This window comes from Vibrio sp. IB15 (assembly GCF_016406055.1).
GTDB classification, from domain to species: Bacteria; Pseudomonadota; Gammaproteobacteria; order Enterobacterales; family Vibrionaceae; genus Vibrio; species Vibrio chagasii.
In genome coordinates, this window is the sequence record NZ_JAEFCE010000024.1 from 1 (window position 1) to 25399 (window position 25399).

At 45.9% G+C, this 25399-nt stretch carries 19 protein-coding genes; 12 read left to right on the forward strand and 7 right to left on the reverse strand.

Features of this window, described 5'->3' with window-relative positions; translation table 11 throughout:
- Positions 1-100: 100 nt before the first annotated feature.
- Complete coding sequence (locus tag JC606_RS10985; RefSeq protein WP_198778593.1) at positions 101-1417, reverse strand: multifunctional CCA addition/repair protein; 1317 nt, start codon at positions 1415-1417, stop codon at positions 101-103.
- 36 nt (positions 1418-1453) lie between these two features.
- On the opposite strand from JC606_RS10985, the gene JC606_RS10990 reads away from it, so the two are divergent.
- Positions 1454-3124, forward strand: coding sequence for an ExeA family protein (locus tag JC606_RS10990; protein WP_198778594.1), 1671 nt, complete (start codon positions 1454-1456; stop codon positions 3122-3124).
- Positions 3124-4044 (forward strand): general secretion pathway protein GspB, encoded by a 921-nt coding sequence (locus JC606_RS10995; protein ID WP_137407854.1) that lies wholly within the window; start codon positions 3124-3126, stop codon positions 4042-4044. Before JC606_RS10990 ends, JC606_RS10995 begins: the two co-directional genes overlap by 1 nt.
- Before the next feature lie 123 nt (positions 4045-4167).
- Here the strand turns inward: JC606_RS10995 and JC606_RS11000 are convergent, their stop codons facing one another.
- The 3 genes from JC606_RS11000 to JC606_RS11010 all read right to left on the reverse strand — a co-directional run bounded on the left by JC606_RS11000 (position 4168) and on the right by JC606_RS11010 (position 7056).
- Positions 4168-4779, reverse strand: coding sequence for a TIGR04211 family SH3 domain-containing protein (locus JC606_RS11000; RefSeq protein WP_008222545.1), 612 nt, complete (start codon positions 4777-4779; stop codon positions 4168-4170).
- 205 nt (positions 4780-4984) lie between these two features.
- Positions 4985-6247 carry an inorganic phosphate transporter gene (locus JC606_RS11005; RefSeq protein ID WP_061033573.1) on the reverse strand — a complete coding sequence of 421 codons (1263 nt, stop codon included), beginning with the start codon at positions 6245-6247 and terminating at the stop codon, positions 4985-4987.
- 128 nt (positions 6248-6375) lie between these two features.
- Positions 6376-7056 carry a TIGR00153 family protein gene (locus JC606_RS11010; RefSeq protein WP_008222549.1) on the reverse strand — a complete coding sequence of 227 codons (681 nt, stop codon included), beginning with the start codon at positions 7054-7056 and terminating at the stop codon, positions 6376-6378.
- 207 nt (positions 7057-7263) lie between these two features.
- On the opposite strand from JC606_RS11010, the gene JC606_RS11015 reads away from it, so the two are divergent.
- Complete coding sequence (locus JC606_RS11015; protein ID WP_061033574.1) at positions 7264-8781, forward strand: CYTH and CHAD domain-containing protein; 1518 nt, start codon at positions 7264-7266, stop codon at positions 8779-8781.
- 39 nt (positions 8782-8820) lie between these two features.
- Here JC606_RS11015 and JC606_RS11020 read toward each other — a convergent pair whose 3' ends face one another.
- The gene (locus tag JC606_RS11020; protein WP_198778595.1) at positions 8821-9570 is read right to left on the reverse strand and encodes a potassium channel family protein; all 750 of its coding nucleotides are present in this window, start codon (positions 9568-9570) and stop codon (positions 8821-8823) included.
- A gap of 96 nt (positions 9571-9666) precedes the next feature.
- Here JC606_RS11020 and JC606_RS11025 point away from each other — a divergent pair, with 96 nt between their 5' ends.
- The 3 genes from JC606_RS11025 to hldE all read left to right on the forward strand — a co-directional run bounded on the left by JC606_RS11025 (position 9667) and on the right by hldE (position 15534).
- Positions 9667-10923, forward strand: a complete 1257-nt coding sequence (locus JC606_RS11025) for a methyl-accepting chemotaxis protein (protein WP_061033399.1) — start codon at positions 9667-9669, stop codon at positions 10921-10923.
- A 210-nt stretch (positions 10924-11133) separates the two neighbouring features.
- Complete coding sequence (gene glnE, locus JC606_RS11030) at positions 11134-13983, forward strand: bifunctional [glutamate--ammonia ligase]-adenylyl-L-tyrosine phosphorylase/[glutamate--ammonia-ligase] adenylyltransferase (protein WP_198778596.1); 2850 nt, start codon at positions 11134-11136, stop codon at positions 13981-13983.
- Positions 13984-14103: 120 nt separating this feature from the next.
- A complete protein-coding gene (hldE, locus tag JC606_RS11035) occupies positions 14104-15534 on the forward strand; it encodes a bifunctional D-glycero-beta-D-manno-heptose-7-phosphate kinase/D-glycero-beta-D-manno-heptose 1-phosphate adenylyltransferase HldE (protein ID WP_102424993.1) in 1431 nt (476 codons plus the stop codon).
- A gap of 109 nt (positions 15535-15643) precedes the next feature.
- On the opposite strand, the gene tolC is transcribed toward hldE, so the two are convergent.
- Positions 15644-16963, reverse strand: coding sequence for an outer membrane channel protein TolC (tolC, locus tag JC606_RS11040; RefSeq protein ID WP_137407857.1), 1320 nt, complete (start codon positions 16961-16963; stop codon positions 15644-15646).
- A gap of 227 nt (positions 16964-17190) precedes the next feature.
- Between tolC and nudF the strand changes: the two genes are divergently transcribed.
- The 6 genes from nudF to parC all read left to right on the forward strand — a co-directional run bounded on the left by nudF (position 17191) and on the right by parC (position 24153).
- Positions 17191-17820, forward strand: a complete 630-nt coding sequence (nudF, locus tag JC606_RS11045; RefSeq protein WP_198778597.1) for an ADP-ribose diphosphatase — start codon at positions 17191-17193, stop codon at positions 17818-17820.
- Between the two features lie 4 nt (positions 17821-17824).
- Complete coding sequence (locus JC606_RS11050) at positions 17825-18265, forward strand: DUF1249 family protein (RefSeq protein WP_004740768.1); 441 nt, start codon at positions 17825-17827, stop codon at positions 18263-18265.
- A gap of 59 nt (positions 18266-18324) precedes the next feature.
- Positions 18325-19149: a 3',5'-cyclic-AMP phosphodiesterase gene (cpdA, locus tag JC606_RS11055; protein WP_102423070.1), complete on the forward strand. Its 825-nt coding sequence runs from the start codon at positions 18325-18327 to the stop codon at positions 19147-19149.
- A 15-nt stretch (positions 19150-19164) separates the two neighbouring features.
- Positions 19165-19770, forward strand: a complete 606-nt coding sequence (gene yqiA / locus JC606_RS11060) for an esterase YqiA (RefSeq protein WP_137407877.1) — start codon at positions 19165-19167, stop codon at positions 19768-19770.
- 240 nt (positions 19771-20010) lie between these two features.
- On the forward strand, positions 20011-21891 hold the full coding sequence (gene parE, locus JC606_RS11065) for a DNA topoisomerase IV subunit B (RefSeq protein ID WP_137407859.1): 1881 nt from the start codon (positions 20011-20013) through the stop codon (positions 21889-21891).
- Between the two features lie 3 nt (positions 21892-21894).
- Complete coding sequence (gene parC / locus JC606_RS11070; RefSeq protein ID WP_102423068.1) at positions 21895-24153, forward strand: DNA topoisomerase IV subunit A; 2259 nt, start codon at positions 21895-21897, stop codon at positions 24151-24153.
- 104 nt (positions 24154-24257) lie between these two features.
- Here the strand turns inward: parC and degS are convergent, their stop codons facing one another.
- Entirely contained in the window at positions 24258-25322 is a 1065-nt protein-coding gene (gene degS, locus JC606_RS11075; RefSeq protein WP_137407860.1) for an outer membrane-stress sensor serine endopeptidase DegS, read from the reverse strand.
- Between the last annotated feature and the right edge of the window lie 77 nt (positions 25323-25399).

Genomic DNA, 25399 nt, shown 5'->3' on the forward strand with positions numbered 1-25399 from the left:
AGACTCGCTACCCAATTAATCGCAAAGCAGCTCCGCTTAAGTGAACTACATTGCGCTTAACTGCGGGCTTTTTAATGCGTGCTTACTAACAGGTTTAAGATCAACTATCAGTGAGTTCTGATAATGCGTTTTCAATGGCTGCCGCTCTGCGCTTCTCTTGCTCTTCTCGAATATATTTACCTTTAAAGCCATCGGCAATGATCGCTTTTACTTCAACTTGCAGCGCCGCTTGATAGGCCGTTTCAAAACGAGCTTTTTGAGGATAAGGGTGATCTTCTAACCCTTTACGGCCTGCGTGGTCAGCTTGGCAGCAAAGTAAGATGTCGTTAAGGCGGTCTGGTTTACGCCAAACATCGAACTTGTTGAGAATCTTAAGGAAAGTTGTCGGCTTGAGCTCGTCTGCACGATGAATGTTTGAGTGTTGCTCACACACTAATAATGCGAGGTCTCTGAATTCATTGGGCACTCTCACTCGCTCACACAGTTTCTTGATGATCTTAACACCAGTGTGGCAGTGCATTTTATGGCTTGGCCATTCAGCTTGTGGTGTCACGCCTTTACCTAAGTCATGCACTTGAGCGGCAAAGCGTACGGGCAGCGATGGGCTTAATAGCGCGGCTTGCTGAGCCACCATCATAGTATGGATACCCGTGTCGATCTCAGGGTGCCATTTTTCCGGTTGAGGAACACCAAATAGAGCGTCAATCTCTGGCAAAACAACCGCTAGTGCTCCGCACTCTCTCAACACTGATAGGAACACTTCCGGATGTGGTGTACTGAGTGATTTGTGCCACTCTTGCCACACTCGTTCTGCAGTAAGATGGGCGAGTTCACCAGATTCAACGATCTCACTCATCATCAACATAGTTTCAGGGGCGACGCTAAAACCAAGATGGTGAAGCTTGGCAGCGAAGCGCGCCACTCGCAGCACTCGAAGTGGATCTTCGACAAAGGCATCGGACACATGTCTTAAAATACGATCGGAGAGATCTTGCTGGCCGTGGTAAGGATCGTGAAGGTTGCCTGCATCATCTTGAGCGATGGCGTTGATCGTTAGATCGCGACGCATGAGGTCTTCTTCCAGGCTAACATCTGGCGCGAAGTAACATTCGAAGCCTGTGTAACCAGAGCCTGATTTTCTCTCAGTGCGAGCCAGTGCGTGTTCTTCTTTGGTTTTTGGGTGCAAGAATACTGGGAAGTCTTTACCCACTGCAGTGAAGCCAAGGCTTTCCATCTCTTGAGGGGTACTGCCGACCACCACCCAATCTTTATCATAACTATCAATATTGAGTAGTTTATCGCGCACCGCTCCACCGACTAGATAGCGCTGTAGCCCATTCTCTTTTGGTAGGCTATCGTATATTTGCAACTTATCACCTCGAAATGTTTTATCACTGCTGGACTTTACGGCAAGCAATGGTACTTTCCATTAATCGTAATTATAGGGCAGCACATGTATAAGGAATATTTTGGCTTCGTTGAGATGCCATTTTCGATTGTACCAAATTCTCGCTACTTGTTTTTGAGTCAGCGCCACCAAGAGGCGATGCAGAACCTACAAGCCGGTTTAGGTGAGGGTGGGGGCTTTGCAATGCTTACTGGTGAGGTGGGAACAGGTAAAACAACGGTCGCTAAGGCGATGTTGTCCTCTCTTGATAGCTACACTCAAGCTGGCCTTATACTCAACCCTACGTTTTCCAACACTGATTTGCTTGAAGCTATCTGTGATGAGTTCGAGATCGACTATCCACAGCAGGCATCACTCAAGCAGCTGAGTCAGGCGATTCACTATTTCTTACTGGATAGCCATGCGGAAGGTATTCAAACCTTATTGGTGATAGATGAAGCTCAACACTTAGCTGCCGATGTGTTGGAACAGCTACGCCTCTTGACGAATTTGGAAACCGACAGTCGCAAGTTATTAAAAGTATTACTGGTTGGCCAACCTGAATTACAACAGCATTTGCAGACCACCCAACTGCGTCAATTAGCTCAGCGTATTACAGGGCGTTACCATTTGTTGCCTCTCAATATTCAAGAGACTGGCAAGTACATCGCGTTTCGTCTAGAAACTGCGGGTGGCGAGCAGATGCTGTTTTCGAATCGTTCCGTTAAGCTGATCGCCCAATATACACATGGTATTCCACGGTTGATTAACTTGGTGTGTGATAAGGCGCTGCAGCTAGCTTTTCATGACGGAGAGCAAACACCGAGCAATGACACGGTCAACAGAGCGTGCCAGCAGATCATGGCGTTTCAAGCTGAGGTTTACCATGTCGAAAAACCTCGTGCAGCGAGCACGCTACCAAAGTTAGTTCAATATGCGAGTGCTGCTACCTTGAGTGTCGCACTTGCGATGGCGACCTTTCACTTTGCGCCAGCCTACATTGACTCATGGCTAACAACCCAACCTTCGAATGAAGCCCAAACATTAAGCTCAGTAAGGATACAGCGGTCGTTAGTCGCAGATACGCCTAAGCTGGTTGTTGAGTCTGAGACAGACAAATTCGCACTGCCAACACATATTCAGCAACACTTTATGCAAGGGACTAACCGTTCGCTGGCGATCAAGGACTTATATACGCTTTGGGGCTACCAATCCTCCCTGCGTGACGGTTTATGCTTAAGTGAGCCACAAAGTGTTTTCGTATGTGAACAACAACAAGCAAGTCTAGATGACCTTCTAGAGTTAGGCGTCCCTGTGGTATTGAACTTAAAGGTAGAGCAAGAGCCTGTGTTTGCTGTGCTTTATGGCGCATCACAAGACGCTGTCGAATTACTGGTGAACGAAAAACTGTTAGTCATGCCGAAGCAATCTTTAGATAAGGTCTGGCATGGTGATTATGTCGCGATTTGGAAACAGCCATTGCGAGAAACGTTAAAAGAGGGATATCAGGGTGAAGCTGTCGCTTTGCTTGATTTGTTGCTTTCTGAGGTTCTTGGAGAGGTGGTATCCGGTAGTGATGTATTTGATTACGAATTAAAAATGAAAGTCGAAGCGTTTCAAACATGGCAGGGCATGTCGGTCGACGGTATTGCTGGTCAACGAACGTTAGCGAGGCTACAAAGATTAGCTCAGCTAGATTCTCCGAAGTTAATGTCATTAAGCGGAGGAGCGAGCTAATGTCACGCATTATGCATGAGTTGAATCAGTCCTCAGACAAATCTAGCTTTAAGGGCTATCAAAACCATCAAGTGCCGAGTTCTGCAAAGGGTATCAGCAACAAACGCGGTTCGTCGTTGGCTATGGGGTTGCTTGTTTTACTTGTGCCTTCTCTGTTGGTAGGTGGTGCCTTGGTGTATCAATCTTACCATCAACAGCAAACGGCTAACCAAGCTGCTATTAGTTCGAATTCAGAATCAGAAACCCAGTCTGTTCAAGCCAAGGATATCGAAACGGCTGATTTGAATGTCGAAGAAGAAGTCGAAGATGAGCCTCTGTTTGTGGTGCGTCCAGCGCCGACAAGCAAGACGTTAAAATCGTTACCTCGCCAAGAGGTTTATGCTCAAGTTAACTCTGATAGCACTCAACTGTCTGCTGGGGTAATTGTGCCGGTAACCAAAGCAGAGAGCACAGCGCGAACAGTGGATGATTCAGAGCTGTCATTAGCTGAGCCTGAAGTTGGACCTGGTGTGAACGACGAAAGCAATTATCAGCAATCAGATAGCGACCTGCTACAAGGCTTGGATTTGACCGAGTTACCGCCTGATTTGGCATTGAAGCTAGAAGCGATTATGGATGAGCAGCCAAGTGCACCTGAGCCGATGGACTCGCGACCAGCAAGCCAGATGGAACCTCAAGTGATTGAGCTCGAAAATCACGTTAACAGTTTGTCTGGCGTATTACCTAAGCTCGACTTACAAACCCATATGTACTCAAGTAGTGAGAACAAGCGTTGGGTCAAAGTGAATGGGCAAGAGGTGTCACAGGGCGATTGGATCGGTAATGATGTTCAACTGCTAGAGATCAAGCCGCAATCTGTGGTTGTTGAGTTTAATCAGCAGAAGATTGAGATTCCTGCTTTGTACGAGTGGAAGGGCTAACCTAAAGCTGCTACAAGCGCTTTGATAACATGTTGAGATAAATAAAAAGGAGCACTTAGGTGCTCCTTTTAGTATCCGATATTGAATTTACTTTGTGTAACGCAATACAGTCAAACGATCAGCTTACGCCCAGCCGTTTGGTGATTTCTTACGACGAGGAATGATGTGTGGTAGAACAAGGCCAAGAAGTAGACCAATACCAGCAACACCACCACCGTACATGAAGTACTTCAATAGTAGGTCATCTTTTTGCGTGTCTAGCTTAGCGCGTAGTTCACGGTTTTCTGTTTGAGAGCTTGTTAGCTGTTGGCTAATCTCGCTGTAGTTCTGCTCTAGTTCAGCAATCTGCTTATTACGAGAATCTAGAGAACTTGCTAGGCCTGCTTTTTCACTGTCAGCCGTTTGACGTGCGTTAGCCAGCTTAGTTTTCACTTCTGTCAGTTCTTTCTCAAGCTTAGGCATACGCAGAGCCATACTCTCTTTAGTACTTACAAACTTGCTTTCAACCCAACCTTTACGGCCACGGTTGTCTTGGATTTGTGTGTAACCCGTACTCTTGTTTGCTTGCAGGTAGGTAATCTTCTCACCAGCGTCAACACTGCCGATAATACGGAAGGTGTTGTTTGGGCCAGAATGCATATAAGTAAATAGTTTGTCAGCAATATAACGGTCTTGTGCAAAGGCAGCTGGAGCCGCAAGCATTGCGAACAAAACTAAGCTAATCAGTTTTTTCACAGTAAATCCCTTAACGATTCTAATTGGGTAGGCGGATGAGTCAGCCTCAATGAGCAAATAATATTTAGTTTCTTTATGCGGTGCAACAAAGAAGGGAGGCAAAGCCTCCCTTTCTGTGCGTTTGAGTCAATAATGACATGGCATTTACATATCGTTACTGAAGCTCACATAATTCTGACGCTAGCATCGACTAACGCAGTGGCAATTACATGCTAAACATAGCCTGAATACCGTAGAAGAACACAACAGCAAGTAGAGCACCTGCTGGCAGTGTCACAATCCACGAAGCCACGATATTACGTACAACGCCTAAGTTCAGTGCTGCGATACCACGAGCAAAACCAACACCCAACACCGCACCAACCAGTGTTTGTGTAGTTGAGATTGGAAGACCAGTACCTGACGCTAGAACAACCGTACATGCTGTAGCAAGTTGTGCTGCAAAGCCACGGCTCGGTGTTAGTTCTGTAATACCAGTACCTACGGTTGCCATTACTTTATGACCAAGAGTCGCAAGACCAACCACGATACCAAAACCGCCTAGAGGAAGAATCCACCATGCGATAGTGCTCTTACCTGTGATTTCGCCCATGTGCTCAACCGTTGATACAACAGCAGACAGTGGACCAATCGCGTTTGCAACGTCGTTTGAACCGTGTGCGAATGCCATAGCACAAGCTGTGATAACCATTAGTACAGAGAAGATACCTTCAACACCAGCAAAGCCGTGGTCTTCTTCGCGGTTAGCGAATTTCTTCTGGATGTATAGGTAACCACCAATCATTACAATTGCTGATACTGCTGCAGCCCAAACCCATGCTTCAGTGTTGCTTAGGTGAAGACCAACGTGCTTAAGACCTTTCTTGATTGTTACCAGTGCAATTACCATCGTTGTGATGAACATGTATACCGGTACAAAGCGCTTCGCGTTGAATAGCGGGTTCTCTGTATCAAAAATCAGTCGCTGAGCACTTACGAATATCACGTAGGCGAAGAAACCAGAGATGACAGGAGTAATAATCCAACTGCCCACAATGCCTTGAACGCTGTTCCAGTCTACCGCTTCAGTACCTACAGACACGCAAGCGAAACCGATGATTGCACCGATGATTGAGTGAGTAGTAGAAACAGGCCAGCCCATGTACGAAGCTAGAAGTAGCCATGTACCTGCAGCAAGAAGTGCAGACATCATACCGAATACAAGAACGTCTGGTTGATGTGCGAATAGAGATGTTTCGATAACACCTTTACGGATCGTATCGGTAACTTCGCCACCGGCAAGATATGCACCAGCGAATTCAAAGATCATTGCGATAATGATCGCTTGTTTTACGGTTAGAGCTTTAGAGCCTACTGAGGTGCCCATTGCGTTCGCAACGTCATTTGCACCAATACCAATAGCCATCAAGAAACCGAAAGCTGCTGCAACAATAATCAGGACAGTGCCGTAGTTAGCAAGGATATCCATCGTAATACCTAGTTGTTTGATAACAAGCGGAACAAATTTAGACGCAAAAAACCGCTCAGCGAGAGAAATACTCAACGCATAAGTGGTTTGTTCAAAAAATGCTCTTCGTTATATGGTTAACGTATGATTTAAGATCGAGAAAGCATTACTTCAAGACGAGCGCCTACACGCTGTGCTTGATCTGCAATACCACCAACCCATTCAAGAATTTTGTATAAGAACATGATATCAACTGGATTCAGATCGCCTTCAATCGCCATTAGTTGTTGGCGTAGTTCGATCTGCATCGCGTCCGTGTCATCTTCAATTACATCTAATTGATGAATCATTTCAGCAACGAGTGTTACTTCACGGCCCTTAAAGCCAGTCTCAAGTAATTCGTCTAGTTCATTGATTACGTTTTGTGCTTGGTTCGCTGCATCTAGACAACGTTTAACGTAAGCGATGAAGTTTTCTTGTAGAGGAGCAGGAATGACAAGTTGACGACCATATACACGGCCAGCAATGTCTTTCGCTAGGTTTGCTAGTTTGTCTTGCTGAGTTAATAGCTCCAACATGTCGGTGCGATCAACAGGCATAAACAAACCACGAGGAAGTTTAAGGCGAATTTCACGTTTTAGTACGTCAGCTTCTTTCTCAAGGTGAGAAATCTGAGCTCGAATTTCAGCTGCTTTTTCCCAGTCACCCTTTGAAGAAACTTCAAAGAAATTAACTAGGTGAGAACAACATTCGTTCACGCATACTACGTGACGCTGCAAAGGTTTAATTGGGGACTTTGCAAATAACCCCATAATTGTATTTACTGGCATGGTCATCCAACCTAATAAATAATAACCTTAAAACAACATACACCATATTCATGGTGAAATGTTAAGCGATGGCTACAAAGTCGCGCATGTTAACCTAATCAATGTCTCATTAAAACTGTTTTAGATCATCATAAGGGCGATATTTCTGACTTGCCGACTTTGAAAATTGGCAATATCCTGTCCCTATCTTCACAGAAAGGTATAACTATGGAAACCGAGATAGAACTGAAGTTTTTTGTTTCTCCTGATTTTTCAGAGACTTTACGCAATAAAATTGCTGAAACTAAAGTACTTCAGCACAGTTGTCGTGAGCTAGGTAACATCTACTTTGACACCCCTGACAACTGGCTACGCAAGCACGATACCGGCTTGCGCATTCGACGCTTTGATGACGTATTTGTACAAACGGTAAAGACAGCGGGTCGCGTTGTTGCTGGCCTGCATCAAAGGCCGGAATACAATGCAGAACACGATAGCAATGAGCCAAAACTTGCCTTACATCCAGAAGATATTTGGCCTGAAGGTAAGGACATTGAAACATTGCAAGCTGAGCTTACTCCTCTGTTCTCGACTAACTTCACGCGAGAACAGTGGCTGATTGGCATGCCTGACGGTAGCCAAGTCGAGGTTGCCTTTGACCAAGGTTTCGTTGAATCCGGCGATCTGCAAGAACCGATTTGCGAAGTTGAGCTTGAACTTAAATCCGGCCAAACGGATGCTCTGTTTACACTGTCTCGCCAATTCTGCGAACAAGGTGGTATGCGCTTAGGTAACTTAAGCAAAGCAGCTAAGGGTTACCGACTTGCTCAAGGTTATCAAGGCGATGAAGTAACTCCTTTGACCTTAGTTGATACTGACAAAAGTGATACCGTTGAATCGTGTTTCATTCAATCCTTAGAGCATGCTCTCGCTCATTGGCATTATCACGAGCAAATTTTCACCGAGCGTCAATCGATTGAAGCTCTGCACGAGATCAGCCATTCACTGAGCTTTATCCGCCAGACTTTCACTATATACGGTGGCATTGTACCGAGACGCGCTAGCGCTATTTTACGCCAAGAGCTGAAATGGCTAGAACAAGAGTTGGATTGGCTAAAAAGCTATGACCACTTTGAGGATTTGCTAGAAGATAAAGGCCACGTTCTGCGTAAGCTTGATGCTCGTAAGTTCTTAGTGGCTGAGCTAAAAGAGATGCAAGAGCAATTGCCAGATCGTGAAGAGTTACTGACTCTCTTGAGTTCAGCCCGCTACACCGGTCTTCTGCTTGATTTAAGCCGCTGGATACTTACTCGAGGTTGGCAGCCATTCTTGGACGATAAAGCGCGTGAGCAAATGGAGCGCGGAATTGAGTGGTTCTCTGTGAAGCAGCTTGATCGCACTTGGGCGGAGCTGATGGAAGCCTTTCCACCAGAGCGCGTGATGACAAGCCAAGCTTACATCGACCAGCAGTATCGTTTGATGCGTAACCTGTATTCTGGTGTTGGCTTTGCGAGCTTATATGATGACGATGAGCGTAATAGCTTCCGTTTGCCTTGGGCGGACATGGTACAAGGTATCGACGATTTGTTGATGCTACGAACCTTACAGCCACTCACTGAGAAGTTAGAAGGTGATGAGAAAGATCAGCTAGAGCGTTGGCTTGCTCGTCAAGAAGTTTCCATTTTGCATGCGATGGAGCAGACTCGCCAAATCAGTGTTGAAGTTGAGCCATACTGGCAAGACTAGTCTCTACACTAACATCCATTTTTAAATAGGGCCTTGGCCCTATTTTTTTGTCTGTCGTTCAAGCGACTCGAGCCGCTCTAGTATCTGTTGCTGCTGCTCTAGAATCTTATCCAGTTTACGCTCTTTGTTTTCCAATTGTTGATTCTGGAGGTCGGTAGGCTCAGTAATCAGCGAGGTAATTAGACCTGAGATCATACCAAATACACCAACCCCACAGATGATCACCATCGATGCGATTAACTGACCAGCGGTGGTTACTGGATAATGGTCGCCATAGCCAACGGTACTGATGGTCACGAAAGCCCACCACAACGCATCATGACCAGTCGTGATATTGGCATTAGGATCTTTGTGTTCCAATAGCAGGATCGTGCCAGCACCGATGGTCAGTAAGATCACCAAAAGCAGAATGATGGAAGCGAAAGTGGTCTCTTTTCTGTTACGAAACAGCTCTCTGAAAATACGTTTACTTGAACGTAGAACCAAGATGACTCGCAGAATTTGAAAAATACGAGCGAAACGGAGCGGCTCGATCATTGGGATACTTGCCAAGAAATCGATCCAGTGTACTTTGAGGTATTCTTTCTTATTTTGTGATCTGAATAGATCAATCGTGAGCTGAAAAAGAAAAACACTACAGATTATAAAATCGAGGCCGATAAGGACTTGTTTCGATTCTTTATCAATCGGCGCAAACAACAAGCCTGAGATCACAAATAACGCTAAGAAAGAGAGAATCAGTGATAATAAGCTCATCGGCTTAGGTGTGTCTTTGATACTATTTAACATTCATACGAGGCTCAAAATAAATCGCGAACCTGACTCAATCAGCCATCTCGCGGGTATAGAAGCCATCAATATATAAGAGTTAATGGAGAACTGACAATGACTAAACTGTCATTCAAGCCGTGGGAAAGGGTAATCTCTGACGTTCGTCTCGTTCCGAAAATGATCATGCTGATGGTGTTCAGTACTATCTTGATCATTTCTAAGCAGCTATGGGACGCGAGCACGTTTTACGATTCATTGCTCGCTGCAACGAATAATGCACAAGTCGCGCAGCAGCATTATGAGACTTACCTAGTTCAAGTGGCTTGGCAGACAGGCTTAATGATCATTGTGTTTGTGGTTCTTTTATTAGCGGCAGCTCGCGTTATGTTGCGCCAAACTCAATACCTCAGCGATGCCATTAAAACGATGGCAGACAAGAATCTATCAGTGCCGATTCACATGGACTGTAAAGATGAATACGGCGATGTAGCTCGTGAGCTAGAAAAAACACGAGTTCAGCTGCATGACATGGTGAAGGCTCAACTGGCTTCTTCTGATGAGCTATTTGCTCTAACAGAAGTGATGACCATCAGCATGTCAGAGACCAAAGAGTCAGCTCAAGAAGAGTTTAACGAGATTGACCAACTGGCAACGGCAATGAGCGAAATGACCTCTACCGTTCAAACGGTGGCTGAGCACGCACAAAGCGCCTCTTCTCTTACAGAGCAAGCATCAGGCCAAGCATTGACGGGGCAGAAGTTTGTTCAGGGCTCTGTATCTAAGATGAGTGAACTCTCTTCTGATATCGCAGCATCAGCGGCAGCAGTTAACCAAGTTGAAGAGCGCGTTGATTCAATCGGCAGCGTTGTAGGCACTATCCAAGGTATTTCAGAACAAACCAACTTACTGGCACTAAACGCAGCGATTGAAGCGGCGCGTGCAGGTGAGGCCGGTCGCGGTTTTGCTGTAGTTGCTGATGAGGTTCGTAACCTTGCACAACGCACTCAGCAAGCAACCGTCGAAATTCAAGATATGATCAGCCATCTACAAAGCAGTGCTAACTCTGCGGTAGAGCTAATGGAAAAAAGTGTTGTTGAAGCGGCTGAAGGTGTAGACCTAGTGACTAATGCTGGCTCCGAACTTGATGGCATCGTGAGCCAAGTTAACCAGATCAATGACATGAACTTCCAGATTGCGACGGCTGCAGGCCAGCAGAGCAGCGTTGCCGAAGAGATGAGTGTTAACCTGACCAATGTTCGCGAGCTGGTTGAAGCTTCGGTTGTCGTGGTTGGTGAGCTTCTAGAAACCTCTCAGCTTATGGAAAGCAACGCGCAAGAACTCGACGGTAAGATTAAGCAGTTTAAGGTGTAGCCATACTTGCTCAATCCCCGTTGTTAGTGCCTGTTTTCTTGAGAGAAAGGTCTAACTCGATAAGTTAACCGATAAAACGCCCACATTACTGATGTGGGCGTTTTTTATTGGCGTAACTTTGGTATAACTATCTTTAGTTATGAAAACTCGTTATTGAAAAACTGCCCCAACAAATTGATTGTTCGCGCGCAGCTTATACAAGGAAGAAACATGCCATTGCCTCCTCAACTCGTCACTCATTCGCAGTCAGCTTTTGAGCAATTATTAGAGCACCAAAGTGAAGCCATTAATGCTTGGCCAGAGCCGCTAATTGAAGACCTTAAACGCGTCTTAGGATTAAGCTGCTTTATTGGTGATTGCTTACAACGTGACACGGTTTTATCGACGACTATACCGTATATGTTGGAATGTGAGGAGCGTGCTGAAGGGTATCGTGGACGATTGGCTGAGCTGCTTTCTGATTGTACGGACGAAATGAGCGGTCAGCGAGTGCTACGTCAATTCCGCAATCGAGAAATGACCTATATTGCATGGCGTGACTTTATGGGCTCTTGGGAGCTTGAACAGAGCCTAAGTCATCTCTCTATGTTGGCCGAAGCGATGATCTTCGAGACCTATCAATGGCAGTACGACATTTGCTGTAAAGAGTGGGGCACACCTTGTAATGAACAGGGTGAAGCACAGCCGATGCTTATCATTGGTATGGGTAAGCTTGGTGGCGGTGAACTCAACTTTTCTTCTGATATCGACCTGATTTTTACCTACCCTGAAAATGGCGAAACCCAAGGAGCAAGACGCAGTATCGCCAATGCGCAGTTCTTTACCCGCTTAGGGCAGCGCCTTATCAAGGCGCTCGATCAACAAACCTTTGATGGGTTCTGTTATCGCGTCGATATGCGTCTGCGTCCTTTTGGCGAGAGTGGACCATTGGTGATGAGTTACGCCGCTCTGGAAGATTACTACCAAGAACAAGGGCGAGACTGGGAACGTTACGCGATGGTTAAGGCGCGCGTAATGGGCAGTGAAATGTACCCAGAGTATCAAGAGTTGCGCAAGATGCTACGTCCGTTTGTCTTCCGTCGCTATATCGATTTCAGTGCAATTCAATCTTTGCGCCGCATGAAATCGATGATCAGCAGTGAAGTGCGTCGTCGTGGCTTATCCAATAATATCAAGCTCGGCTCAGGCGGTATTCGTGAGGTTGAGTTCATTGCACAAGTCTTCCAACTGATTCGTGGTGGCCGTGAGCCTAGCCTACGTGGACGAGGGCTTTTAGAGACGTTAACCGCCATTGACTCTCTGCATCTGCTAGAACCCGGAGAAGTGACTGACCTGCGCGATGCTTACCTGTTTTTACGTCGCCTAGAAAACCTCCTGCAAGCGATGGCTGACAAGCAAACTCAGACGTTGCCGGATGGTGAGTTTGAACAACTTCAGCTTGCTGTTGCCATGCAATTCAGTGATTGGGATAGTTTGATTACGGCAACTCGTGCCCATATGGCAAACGTACATAACGTGTTCGAAGAGCTGATCGGGATTGACGAAGAGGACGCTAACCCAATCGCGAGTCACTTCAGTGAGCTGTGGGATATGGCCCATAAGCCGGATGTTATCGAGCATGTATTGGAGCATGATATTGCTATCGCCAATCCGCCAGAAGCAGCGAAAACCATTATTCTATTTAAAGCGGATATCGCTAAGAAAACCCTTGGTCCGCGTGGGCGTGAAGTTCTCAATCGACTGATGCCGAAAGTCTTTCAGGCCCTGTACACAGCTAAAGACGCTGAGTTTGGTTTATCGCGTGTACTGCATTTACTGCATAAAATTGTCACGCGTACCACTTATCTAGAGTTGCTCGATGAGCACCCCGCTGCATTGACTCAACTTGTTCGTTTGTGTACCGCGAGCCCGATGATCTCAGAACAGCTTGGACGTTACCCAATTCTGTTAGATGAACTTATCGACCCTCAGCAGCTCTATAATCCGGTGCCGCTTGAGTCTTACAAGACAGAATTGCGTGATTACCTTGCTCGTATTCCTGAAGACGACATGGAACAGCAGATGGAAGGTCTGCGTCAGTTTAAGCAGACTTGTATCCTGAGAATTGCTGCGGCGGATATAGCGGGTGTGCTGCCGGTGATGAAGGTGAGTGATCACCTGACTTACTTAGCAGAAGCGATTGTTGAAGCTGGTGTTAACCAAGCTTGGTTACAAGTGTCGGCTAAGTTTGGTGAGCCTACTCATGTTAAAGACCGTGAAGGTCGCGGTTTTGCTGTTGTCGGTTATGGCAAAGTCGGCGGCTGGGAGCTTGGTTACAACTCGGACCTCGATATTGTGTTTATGCACGACTGCCCGGTACACATCTATACTGATGGTAAGAAAGAGATCGATGGACGCCAATTTTATCTAAGGTTGGCGCAGCGTATTATTCATATCTTCTCGACCAGAACCGCGTCGGGAATCCTATATGAAGTCGATACTCGCTTGCGTCCATCGGGTGCTTCGGGTTTGTTGGTTAGTCCAACCGATGCCTTTGATGAGTATCAACACAACGACGCATGGACATGGGAGCATCAAGCACTGACTCGAGCTCGTATGATCTATGGTGATGAGCAATTGGCTTCCGCATTCAACAAAACACGTCATGAGGTGTTGTGTCTATCACGTGATGAAGCAACGTTGAAAAAAGCAGTGGTGGATATGCGAGAAAAAATGCGTGATCACCTTGGCGGTAAAAAAGCCGAACGATTCATGCTCAAACAGGATGCTGGTGGCATCACTGATGTTGAGTTTTTAGCGCAATACTTAGTGTTACGATACAGCCACGAGAAGCCAAAGCTGACACGTTGGTGTGACAATGTCAGAATCTTTGAGAGTCTTATGTCACAAGGAATCATGGACGAGCAACAAGGCATGGCATTGACCAATGCCTACACAACGCTACGCGATGAAATACACCATCGTAACCTACTTAATCTTGATGCTGATGTTGCAATTAATAAGTTCGAAATGGAAAGAGAACATGTGGTTCACGCATGGAAGCAATGGATGGAAGTGTAACTTGTCTTTCGCTTAGCTAGCACAGTGCCTATCGAGATAGGCTTTACTCATTTTTCTATGGTTTAGCCACTGTAATCAGTGTGCTAGACTCTAGCCAGATTCGATTTTTGGAGCTCAACAATGAAACCAATTCTACCTGACTACAGCCAATCAGGTGTTCTTATTGTCGGTGACGTCATGCTTGATCGTTACTGGTATGGTCCAACTGGCCGTATTTCACCAGAAGCACCAGTGCCTGTGGTAAAAGTAGAAAATAACGAAGAGCGTCCAGGTGGTGCTGCCAACGTAGCAATGAATATTGCCTCGCTTGGCGGTCATGCTCATGTTGTTGGTTTAACTGGTAAAGATGAACCAGCTGAGGTGTTGAAAAACACCTTGGGTGCGCTGAAGGTTAAGTGTGATTTTGTTGAGTTAGAAGACTATCCAACCATCACCAAACTACGAGTGATGAGCCGTGGTCAGCAGTTGATCCGTCTTGATTTTGAAGACAAATTCGAAAACACAAACCCAGAGCTTATTCTGTCTCGCATGGAGCAAGCCCTACCAAATGTACGTTCGGTTATCTTGTCGGATTACGCGAAAGGTGCATTAGAGCATGTACAGAGCTTCATTCAAAAAGCACGTGCAGCCAATGTTCCTGTATTCATCGATCCCAAAGGTGCGGATTTAGAGCGCTACCGTGGTGCGACATTACTTACACCAAACATGGCAGAGTTTGAGCTGGTTGCAGGTAAAGTGAAATCAGAAGAAGATCTTATCGAGAAGGGTATTGCCTTGATCGAGAGGTATGACTTTGAAGCTTTATTGGTGACTCGCAGTGAAAATGGTATGACGTTACTACGTAAAGGTCAGGCACCATTCCACTTGCCAACTCAAGCGAAAGAAGTTTACGACGTGACAGGTGCTGGTGATACGGTTATCTCCGTTCTTGCTGCTTCTGTTGCTGCCGGTAAACCATTGGATGAAGCGTGTGCATTAGCGAACGCGGCAGCTGGTGTGGTGGTTGGTAAGCTAGGTACATCGACACTTTCTACTATTGAACTAGCGGAAGCGATTCACGGCAGTCAAGACACAGACTACGGTGTGATCTCAGAAGCGGCACTGGTTGAGGCGGTAAAACGTGCTCGCGCGAAAGGTGAAAAGGTCGTTATGACCAATGGCTGCTTTGATATTCTGCATGCGGGGCATGTTTCTTACATGAACCATGCGGCTGAACTGGGCGACCGTTTGATCGTTGCCGTTAATACCGACGAATCTGTTAAGCGTTTGAAAGGCCCTGGTCGTCCTGTGAACCCAACTGATCGTCGTATGGCGGTATTGGCGGGCTTAGGTGCAGTTGACTGGGTGGTGCCTTTCTCTGAAGACACACCTCAACGTTTGATCTCTGAAGTACTACCAAGCATCTTAGTGAAAGGCGGTGATTACAAGCCTGAAGAGATCGCAGGTGGTGCGGAAGTGATTGCTGCTGGTGGTGAAGTTAAAGTACTTAACTTTGAAGATGGTTGCTCGACTACTGAAATCATTAAAGCGATCAAAGGCGGTCGAGGTTAACGTTTCGCCTTTTAGCTTGAAACTTCTCAGCTAGCTTTAGAACAGATAATAAAAATGCCGCTCAATGAACGGCATTTTTGTAACTGTAACTTACGTAAGTATTTAAGAATTACTTACTTGCTACTTTTAGACCTGCGTTTACATCAACGATGTCTTGCTCGCTTAGCGTACCAACGGCTTGACGAAGCTGAAGTACACTTAGGATGTAGTTGTAACGAGCGTCTGAGAGGTTCTTGTTCGCATCGTAAAGACGACGAGTTGAATCTAGTACGTCAACGATAGTACGAGTACCTACATCGAAACCTGCTTCCGTCGCTTCTAGAGCTGATTGAGCAGAAACAACTGATTGTTCGTAAGCGCGTAGAGCACCAATTGAAGCACTGATGTTGTTGTTAAAGGCACGTACGTCTTTAACAACGCTACGGTAAGTTGCTTCTAGATCTTCACTTGCTGCAACGTAGTTGTATTCAGCCTGTTTAGTCAAAGAAGTTGTGTTACCACCCGAGTATAGCGGTACAACTAAGTTCAAACCAATATTCAGGTTATCAGCATCGTAATCTAGACCGCTGTTCGAGCTGTTAGTTTGTTCTCCAAGTCCATAGTTGCCATCTAATGTTAGGCTTGGTAGGTGACCAGAGCTTGCTAGAGAGATGTTGTCTTTTGCTACGTCTTGAGAGATACGTGCAGCGAGTAGGCTAAGGTTCTTTTGCTCAGCCTGTTCAACAAGCGCTGCCGCTGATTCTGAGGACTTGCTTGCAGAGAAGCGGTCAGTATCTAGGATGCTCAGCTCTGAGTGCTCTTGGCCTGTGATTTCACGTAAACCTTCGTAGCTATTAGTCAAAGTGTTTTCTGCTAATACTTCGTCTGCTAAAACACCATCAAACTGAGCTTGTGCATCATGTACATCGGTAATTGCAGAAAGACCTACTTCAAAGCGTTGCTTCGTTTGCTCAAGCTGACGAGCAACGGCTGCTTTTTCTGCACGAACAAACTCTAGGTTGTCTTGAGCACGAAGTACGTCGAAGTAAGCTGTCGCTGTTCTTAGAATTAACGCTTGTTGTTCTGCCGCGTATGCTGAATCAGCCTGGCGAGCCGACTTCTCTGCGGTATCTAGAGTGATCCATGAAGAGCGTTGGTATAGCTCTTGGCTAAACCCAATGCCAACCTCCCATTGATTGTTGTCATTGCTATCATCATTGCGGTCACCACGGTTGATATCGTAACTTGCTTTTAGATTAATTTGCGGTAACAAAGAGCTACGGCTTGACGTTACTGCTTCAAAAGCGGCATCGCGCTGCGCTGCTGAACGAAGAAGCTGTGGGTCGTTCTGTTTTGCTTGGTCATAAACTTCAGCTAGCGTATCAGCGAAAGCTGATGAACTCAGGCTGCCAATTGCTGCACTGATAAATAGTGGAAGCAGTTTTTTCATTTTCCTATTCCTGCCTTTAATAGAATTTTCTTTAAAAGAGTTTAACCCAGTTTGGTGGTAATTTACTCGAAACTTTGCACTTTTTTACATTTAACTGTCCACCTGTGCAATATTTATTTTTTGAAACTTAACTTTAATTGTAAGTTTTATATAAAAAGTTGAACCTTATCCTTGGTAGTTAACTCGGACAATGAGTAAACTATAAAGATCACTTAGTGAGGTACCAAATGCAACAGTCTGACAATCAACGACATGAGTTTACTCCGCAAGATGTGGAAATAGTCTCAAAAGAGACGCTGTTTCGTGGTTTTTTCAAAATGGTTAAGTACACATTTAAGCATAAGCTGTTTGAGGGAGGCTGGAGCCAACCGATAGAACGTGAAATGTTTGAGCGTGGTCATGCTGCCGCTTTGCTACCTTATGATCCTGTGCGCGATGAAGTGGTGATCGTTGAACAGATCCGCGTTGGTGCTTTAGAGCATGAGAACCCTTGGCAATACGAAACTGTTGCTGGGATCATTGATACCGATGAGTCGCCTCAAGATGTGGCTCGTCGTGAAGCGATGGAAGAAGCCGGAGTCGAAGTCGGAACTGTGTTGCCCATTACTTCATATTACCCTTCATCAGGTGGTTGCTCAGAAAAGCTAGATGTTTTTGTTGGCTGTGTGGATGCCACCACGGCCAAAGGGGTGCACGGATTGGATTACGAAGGTGAGGATATTCGTGTACAAGTGATGAGCCGTGAAGCCGCTTATCAGTTAGTGAAAGACGGTGTGTTTGAAAATGGAGCCACAATCATTGCGCTGCAATGGCTACAATTGAACTACCAAGAATTACAGTCAGAGTGGGTGGCTTAACGTTATGCCAAATATAGCGGTCAAAAAACCGTATCATGTTGATCTTGCTGAATTGATGCGAGTCTATGAGACGAATTATGCCAAACTCAACGCTTTGTTACCGGTTGGGCATGAGGTTGGTGATGTCCGCTGTTACCAAGCCGTTAATATGGTGTATCAATTGACAGTGAATGAGGTCACAAAATACACCACATTAATAGATATATGTCAGAGTGACGCGATGCCAGTGTTTCCTTTGCCAAAAATGTCTGTCAGGCTATATCACGATGCTCGAGTTGCAGAAGTGTGCGCTAGTGGGGATTTTTCGCGAGTTAAAGCGAAATACGACTATCCCAACACTAAACTTCTGCAAAAGGATGAGAAATTTCAATTGAATAAATTTCTTGGGGAATGGTTAACGTTTTGTTTAAAAACTGGTATCAGCCGTAGCCCTATTGCCTTTTAATTGAGCTTATTTAAGAACACTTTTAACGTCTAAACAGTAACGTATCTGGATTTGTTATTTTGGAATTATCACATACTTCAAAATTTGATGAGAGCAGTATTAAGCTTGTGCAGCTAACGGATACGCATTTATTTGCGCCGAGCAATGGCAGCTTACTAAGCATCAACACTCAAGATAGCTTTCGTGCTGTAGTCGATGGCATTGTTAGTCAGGGCTTTGACTATCAAGCGATCTTAGCGACTGGTGATATTTCTCAAGATCACAGCGCAGAGTCATACCAGAAATTTGAATCAGGGATTCAACCCTTAGAAAAACCGTGTTACTGGCTACCTGGAAACCATGATTTTAAGCCTAATATGGGCAGTGTTTTACCATCACCACAGATTCAATGTGTCGAACATGTATTGCTGGGCGAGCGTTGGCAAATGATCATGTTGGACTCTCAAGTGGTTGGCGTACCTCACGGACGTCTGAGCGATCAACAACTTGATTTGCTTGAGCAAAAGCTGGCGGAATTCCCTGAGCGCAATACCTTGGTTTTGTTGCACCATCACCCTTTGCTAGTCGGCAGTGCATGGCTCGATCAACACAATTTGAAAGATGCAGATCAGTTCTGGGATGTGGTTCAACAGCATTCTAATGTCAAAGCGGTATTGTGTGGTCATGTTCATCAAGACATGAACCGAGAGCACCATGGTGTACAAGTTATGGCAACTCCGTCGACTTGTGTTCAGTTCAAACCGAACTCAGATGACTTCGCTGTAGATACTTTATCTCCTGGTTGGAGAGAGATTGAATTGCATCAAGACGGTACGGTGAGTACTCAAGTTCGTCGCTTGCCTAACGGGCAGTTCTTACCTGATTTTGAAGCCGCTGGTTATTAAAGAAGGCTGCTAATGATGTCTGAATCTATCGAGCAAACTGCGAAACCATCACTGCTTCTCTATATTCATGGTTTTAACAGTTCATCTCGCTCTCACAAAGCGACGGTGATGACTGAGTATTGCGCCGAGCATCGTGCGGATATTAAGGTACTAACACCTCAATTGCCTAGCTTCCCGCAGCAAGCTGCACTTTACCTGCAGCAGCTGGTGGAACAATACAAAGAACAGTACCAGATCGCGTTGGTTGGCAGCTCGTTAGGTGGCTATCTTTCAACTTGGCTCAACAGCCACTATGGCTTTAAAGCGGTTGTAGTAAACCCTGCGGTGAAACCATATGAGTTACTTGTCGACTACTTAGGTGAGCAAGTAAACCCATACACAAATGAACGATATGTCTTAGAGACTAAGCATATCGATGAGTTGAAGGCATTAGATGTTCCAGCTATCACAAAGCCAAGTGATTTCTGGTTACTTCAACAAACGGAAGATGAAGTTCTGGATTACCGACAAGCGGTAGAGAAGTATCAAGGTGCAACCCAAACAGTAGAAGAGGGTGGGGATCATAGCTTTGTTGATTTTGAACGCTACCCACAGCAAATCATCACCTTTCTAAACCTATAACCTGTTTTCTTCACTGAGTCGTTGTCTCTCTTTTTGCCTGTTATTTCATCTATCAATGGTGAAATATCATAGTTTGATGTCTTAGTTTTTGAACTAGCTTGACATCATTAGTCAGCTTCCAGACTATATTCCCCAATACTTCGCTCGTTCGCTCTGCTATGACGGTTCATAGTAATGATTCTGCTTTAGTGAAACTGGAGCCAGCGAACTGACGCAAACTTTTTGAGTAAACTCCGTATTATGACTGAACAATATAATGCAAAAGACCTCGAGGTACTTGAAGGTCTCGACCCTGTGCGACACCGCCCAGGTATGTATACCGAGACAGAAAGGCCGAACCACCTTGCCCAAGAAGTCATTGATAACTCGGTCGATGAAGCTCTAGCGGGACACGCTAAGAAAATCAAAGTTGTGCTTCATGCAGACCAATCATTAGAAGTTACCGATGATGGCCGTGGTATGCCTGTTGATATCCACCCAGAGAAAGGTATCTCAGGTGTTGAGCTGATCCTAACCAAGCTCCACTCTGGTGGTAAGTTCTCGAATAACAACTACAAGTTTTCTGGTGGTTTGCACGGTGTAGGTATCTCGGTAGTAAACGCCCTGTCTAAGCGTGTTGAGGTTACGGTTCGCCGTGAAGGTGAAGTTCATGAAATCGCTCTAGAGCATGGTAAAGCGGTTACTGAACTGACGGTTACAGGCACTTGTGGTCATCGCAACAGTGGTACATCAGTACACTTCTGGCCTGACCCTAAATACTTCGATAGCTCTAAGTTTTCAACGCTTCGTCTAATCAACAATTTACGTGCGAAAGCGGTACTTTGCCCGGGGTTGGAAATCACCTTTAGCGACAAAGTGAACAATGAAGAACACAAATGGTTCTATGAAGATGGTCTAAAAGACTATCTTGCTGAAGGCGTGAAAGGTTACACCCTGTTGCCTGAAGAGCCTTATGTCGGTGAATTCGTTGCTGAAACGGAAATGGCCAACTGGGCGATCATCTGGCAGCCAGAAGGCGGCGATATGATCACCGAGAGTTACGTGAACCTGGTACCGACTAAACAAGGCGGTACGCACGTAAACGGTCTACGCCAAGGTCTATTGGATGCAATGCGTGAGTTCTGTGAATTCCGTAATCTATTACCACGTGGCGTTAAGCTAACGGGTGATGACATCTTCGACCGCTGTTCATACGTGCTATCGGTGAAGATGCAAGATCCTCAGTTTGCAGGTCAAACAAAAGAGCGTTTATCTTCTCGTCAAACCGCAGCATTTGTTTCTGGTGTCGTAAAAGATGCCTTCAGCCTGTGGTTGAATGAAAAACCACAACTGGCGGAGCAGTTAGCGGAAGCTTGTATTGCGAATGCGCACCGTCGTATGCGTGCCAGTAAGAAAGTAGTACGTAAGAAAGTCGCGTCTGGCCCTGCACTACCAGGTAAGCTAACGGACTGTTCGGTACAAGATTTGAATCGCACTGAAATCTTCTTCGTGGAAGGGGACTCGGCGGGTGGTTCTGCTAAGCAAGCTCGCGATCGTGAGTTCCAAGCAGTAATGCCATTGCGCGGTAAAATCCTAAATACATGGGAAGTGTCTGCAGACCAAGTATTGGCCTCTCAAGAAGTTCATGATATCTCAGTGGCTTTGGGTATTGACCCAGACAACGACGATTTATCAGGCCTGCGTTACGGTAAGATTTGTATCCTTGCCGATGCGGACTCGGATGGACTTCATATCGCGACACTACTATGTGCACTATTCACTCGTCACTTCAGCGCACTTGTTGAAGCGGGTCATATCTATGTAGCAATGCCGCCACTGTATCGTATCGACTGTGGTAAAGAGGTGTTCTACGCATTGGATGACGATGAGAAGGATGGCGTACTTGAGCGCTTGTCTAAGAAGAAATCCAAAATCAACGTACAACGATTCAAAGGTCTGGGTGAGATGAACCCACTTCAGCTACGTGAAACCACCATGGATCCAAATACTCGTCGCCTTGTTCAATTAACTATTGACGATAACGAAGCGACACTTGAGATGATGGACATGCTGCTAGGTAAAAAACGCGCTGATGATCGCCGTACATGGCTACAGACTAACGGTGATATGGCCGAGGTATAATGGATGTCTAACGAAATTACATTTGATGGCGTTGAACAATTGCCAATGCGCAAGTTCACCGAAGACGCCTACTTAAACTACTCAATGTACGTGATCATGGATCGTGCATTGCCTTATATTGGTGACGGTCTTAAGCCTGTACAGCGTCGTATTATTTATGCGATGTCTGAGCTTGGTCTATCTGCCGCTTCGAAATATAAAAAATCAGCACGTACCGTTGGTGACGTACTAGGTAAGTATCACCCACACGGTGATTCTGCATGTTACGAAGCCATGGTACTGATGGCACAGCCGTTCTCTTACCGCTACCCATTGGTAGATGGTCAAGGTAACTGGGGTGCTCCCGATGACCCGAAATCATTCGCAGCGATGCGTTATACCGAAGCGAAACTGTCTAAGTTTGCTGAGGTACTGCTTGGTGAATTAGGCCAAGGCACGGTTGAGTGGCAACCAAACTTTGATGGCACGATGAAAGAGCCACAAATGTTGCCCGCGCGTCTGCCTCATATTCTACTCAACGGTATTACTGGTATCGCGGTAGGTATGGCGACAGATATCCCACCACATAACGTGCGTGAGATTGCTGATGCGACGATTAAGCTAATCGATAGCCCGAAAGCTGAGCTATCAGACATCATGGAAAGCGTCCAAGGCCCTGATTATCCAACAGAAGCTGAGATTATTTCTCCGAAGTCGGATATCGAAAAGATCTACAAAACGGGTCGTGGCAGCATCAAGATGCGTGCGGTTTGGCACAAAGAAGGCTCTGATATTGTTATCACAGCTCTGCCTCACCAAGTATCGGGCGCTAAGCTACTTGAGCAAATCGCTAACCAGATGCGCGCTAAGAAGCTGCCAATGGTTGATGACTTGCGCGATGAATCCGATCACGAGAACCCAACTCGTATCGTAGTGGTGCCTCGTTCGAATCGTATCGATTGTGATCAACTGATGAGTCACCTGTTTGCTTCGACAGATCTTGAGAAGAACTTCCGTGTTAACTTGAACATGATTGGCTTAGACAATCGCCCTCAAGTTAAAGGCCTAGTTCAAATTCTGAAAGAGTGGATTGAGTTCCGTCGCACAACGGTTCGCCGTCGTCTGCAACACCGTTTAGATAAAGTACTAGCTCGCCTACACATCTTGGAAGGTTTGCTGGTTGCTTACCTCAACCTTGATGAAGTAATTGAGATCATCCGAACTGAGGATGACCCTAAAGCGGTTCTAATGGAGCGCTTTGGTATTACGGAAATTCAAGCTGACGCTATCCTTGATACTAAACTTCGTCACCTTGCTAAGCTGGAAGAGATGAAAATCCGCGGCGAGCAAGATGAACTAGAGAAAGAGCGTGAGAAGCTAGAGAAGCTACTGGGCTCTGAGCGTCGTCTAAACACACTTATCAAGAAAGAAATTCAAGCTGACGCCGATAAATACGGTGATGACCGTCGTTCTCCATTAGTTGAACGTGCTGAAGCAAAAGCGATGACTGAGCGTGATTTGGTACCTAGCGAACCAATTACTGTTGTGCTGTCTGAGAAAGGTTGGATTCGTCATGCGAAAGGGCATGAGGTTGACGCCGAAGGCTTGAACTACAAATCGGGTGATAAATTCCTAGCGAGCGCTAAAGGTAAGAGTAATCAACAAGCGGTGTTCCTTGGTAGTGATGGCAGAAGTTACTCCCTTGAGTCTCATTCATTACCATCTGCGCGAAGTCAAGGTGAGCCGATTACCGGTCGCTTGAACATAAGCGCAGGCACCTCTATTCGCCAAGTGGTGATGGGAGAAGATGAACAGCTATGGTTAGTTGGCTCTGATGCTGGTTACGGCTTTGTTTGTAAGGGTAGCGATCTGCTGTCTAAGAACAAGAGCGGTAAAGCTCTGGTTAACCTGCCGCAATCTTCAGAAGTGATGGCGCCTAGTCCGATTGCTGATTTGGAAAGTAACCAGATTCTAGCGATTACCAACCAAGGCCGCATGTTGTTGTTCCCAATAAAAGACCTACCTCAATTGAGCAAAGGTAAGGGTAACAAGATCATCAACATTCCTTCCGCGAAGGCTAAAGAGCGTGAAGAGTTTGTATCGCACCTGATGGCTATTCCTGAGAATGCAACGCTGACCATCTACGCGGGTAAACGTAAGCTTGGCTTAAAACCGGCTGACCTTGAAAACTTCCGTGGTGAACGTGGTCGTCGTGGCGGTCTACTGCCAAGAGGCCTACAGCGTGTGACTCGCATTGATATCGAAGAGCCAAGTGAATCGTAAAGACATTTGATGCTATCTTCGGATAAAAGAAAACCCAGCCTGTGAGCTGGGTTTTTTGTATTTGTCTGTCAGTTGTTTTGAATCGCTTACTTTTAGCGTTTGCTCTACAGGCGAGTATCTTCAGCAATCGTCACTTTGAGAGTCTTGTTTTCACCTTGGCGCAAGATGCCGACATCGATCACTGTACCTGGACGTAGATCGGTAACGATATCCATCACGCTCTGGCGACCATTTACCTGATTATTGTTGATGCTGACAATAATATCTTGAGCTTCAAAACCTGCATCCGCAGCCGGACCATTTGGATCGATACCCAACACAACAATCCCACCGATATTCTTAGTACCCAACATGCGAGAAGTGACTGAGTTGATGTCTTGCCCGTCGATGCCGATATAACCACGGATCACACGACCATCAGCGATGATCTTTTCCATGATTTTATTGGCAAGTGGGTAGGGGATAGCAAATGAAATACCGTAGGTTTCCATGTCGGTCGCTTGTTGGAAAGAGGCGGTATTGATGCCGACTAACTCACCCTGAGAGTTAACCAGAGCTCCACCAGAGTTGCCTTCATTGATCGCTGCATCAGTCTGAATAAAGGCTTGATGACCGTCAGCGCTGATCGAAGAGCGGCCAGTCGCAGAGATGATACCAAAGGTGGTGGTTTGACCTAGGTTATATGGGTTACCGATAGCTAGTACTACATCACCGACGTTGGCTTTGTAATTAGGGTTGAGTGGGATCACCGGGAGGTTGTCGCCGCTGACTCTGAGTATCGCGATGTCAGTACGTTTATCTGATCCAACTAACTGTGCTGCAGCTACTCGGCCGTCTTGAAGTGCCACAACAATTTGGTCAGCTTGAGCCACAACGTGGAAGTTGGTAATGATATAGCCTTTTTCGCTGACAATAACCCCCGAACCCAAACCTTGAGTCAGTAGTTTGTTACGATCACCTTCTGCGTATTTACGGCTGTAAATATTCACTACAGCAGGCGCAGCGCGGCGTACCGCTTGATTAAATGAAATCTGAAGAGAGCCAATATTATCGACTTTAGGGCTAGTCACATCTGCAACAATGGCTAGCCTTAGGCTAGGAAAGGCTAGAAGAATCAGCGCCGCTGAAACGAGTCCAAGGGAAATAGAACGAAATAGAAAGGACAGCATGTTTCCCTCTTCGACAGGTAAGGTGTTGAGCCTCCACGCATGGGTGACTAGTTTGAATTACTTGTGAAGCATAGCAT

Bases quoted from the DNA above. Each gene is read 5' to 3' on its own strand.
- JC606_RS11050 (WP_004740768.1), top strand. From the start codon at position 17,825: ATGCCAAATATAGCGGTCAAAAAACCGTATCATGTTGATCTTGCTGAA.
- JC606_RS11010 (WP_008222549.1), bottom strand. From the start codon at position 7,056: ATGCCAGTAAATACAATTATGGGGTTATTTGCAAAGTCCCCAATTAAA.
- JC606_RS11020 (WP_198778595.1), bottom strand. From the start codon at position 9,570: ATGTTAAATAGTATCAAAGACACACCTAAGCCGATGAGCTTATTATCA.
- glnE (WP_198778596.1), top strand. From the start codon at position 11,134: ATGCCATTGCCTCCTCAACTCGTCACTCATTCGCAGTCAGCTTTTGAG.
- tolC (WP_137407857.1), bottom strand. From the start codon at position 16,963: ATGAAAAAACTGCTTCCACTATTTATCAGTGCAGCAATTGGCAGCCTG.
- JC606_RS10990 (WP_198778594.1), top strand. From the start codon at position 1,454: ATGTATAAGGAATATTTTGGCTTCGTTGAGATGCCATTTTCGATTGTA.
- JC606_RS10995 (WP_137407854.1), top strand. From the start codon at position 3,124: ATGTCACGCATTATGCATGAGTTGAATCAGTCCTCAGACAAATCTAGC.
- nudF (WP_198778597.1), top strand. From the start codon at position 17,191: ATGCAACAGTCTGACAATCAACGACATGAGTTTACTCCGCAAGATGTG.
- parC (WP_102423068.1), top strand. From the start codon at position 21,895: ATGTCTAACGAAATTACATTTGATGGCGTTGAACAATTGCCAATGCGC.
- hldE (WP_102424993.1), top strand. From the start codon at position 14,104: ATGAAACCAATTCTACCTGACTACAGCCAATCAGGTGTTCTTATTGTC.
- JC606_RS11025 (WP_061033399.1), top strand. From the start codon at position 9,667: ATGACTAAACTGTCATTCAAGCCGTGGGAAAGGGTAATCTCTGACGTT.
- parE (WP_137407859.1), top strand. From the start codon at position 20,011: ATGACTGAACAATATAATGCAAAAGACCTCGAGGTACTTGAAGGTCTC.
- JC606_RS11015 (WP_061033574.1), top strand. From the start codon at position 7,264: ATGGAAACCGAGATAGAACTGAAGTTTTTTGTTTCTCCTGATTTTTCA.
- yqiA (WP_137407877.1), top strand. From the start codon at position 19,165: ATGTCTGAATCTATCGAGCAAACTGCGAAACCATCACTGCTTCTCTAT.
- degS (WP_137407860.1), bottom strand. From the start codon at position 25,322: ATGCTGTCCTTTCTATTTCGTTCTATTTCCCTTGGACTCGTTTCAGCG.
- JC606_RS11005 (WP_061033573.1), bottom strand. From the start codon at position 6,247: ATGGATATCCTTGCTAACTACGGCACTGTCCTGATTATTGTTGCAGCA.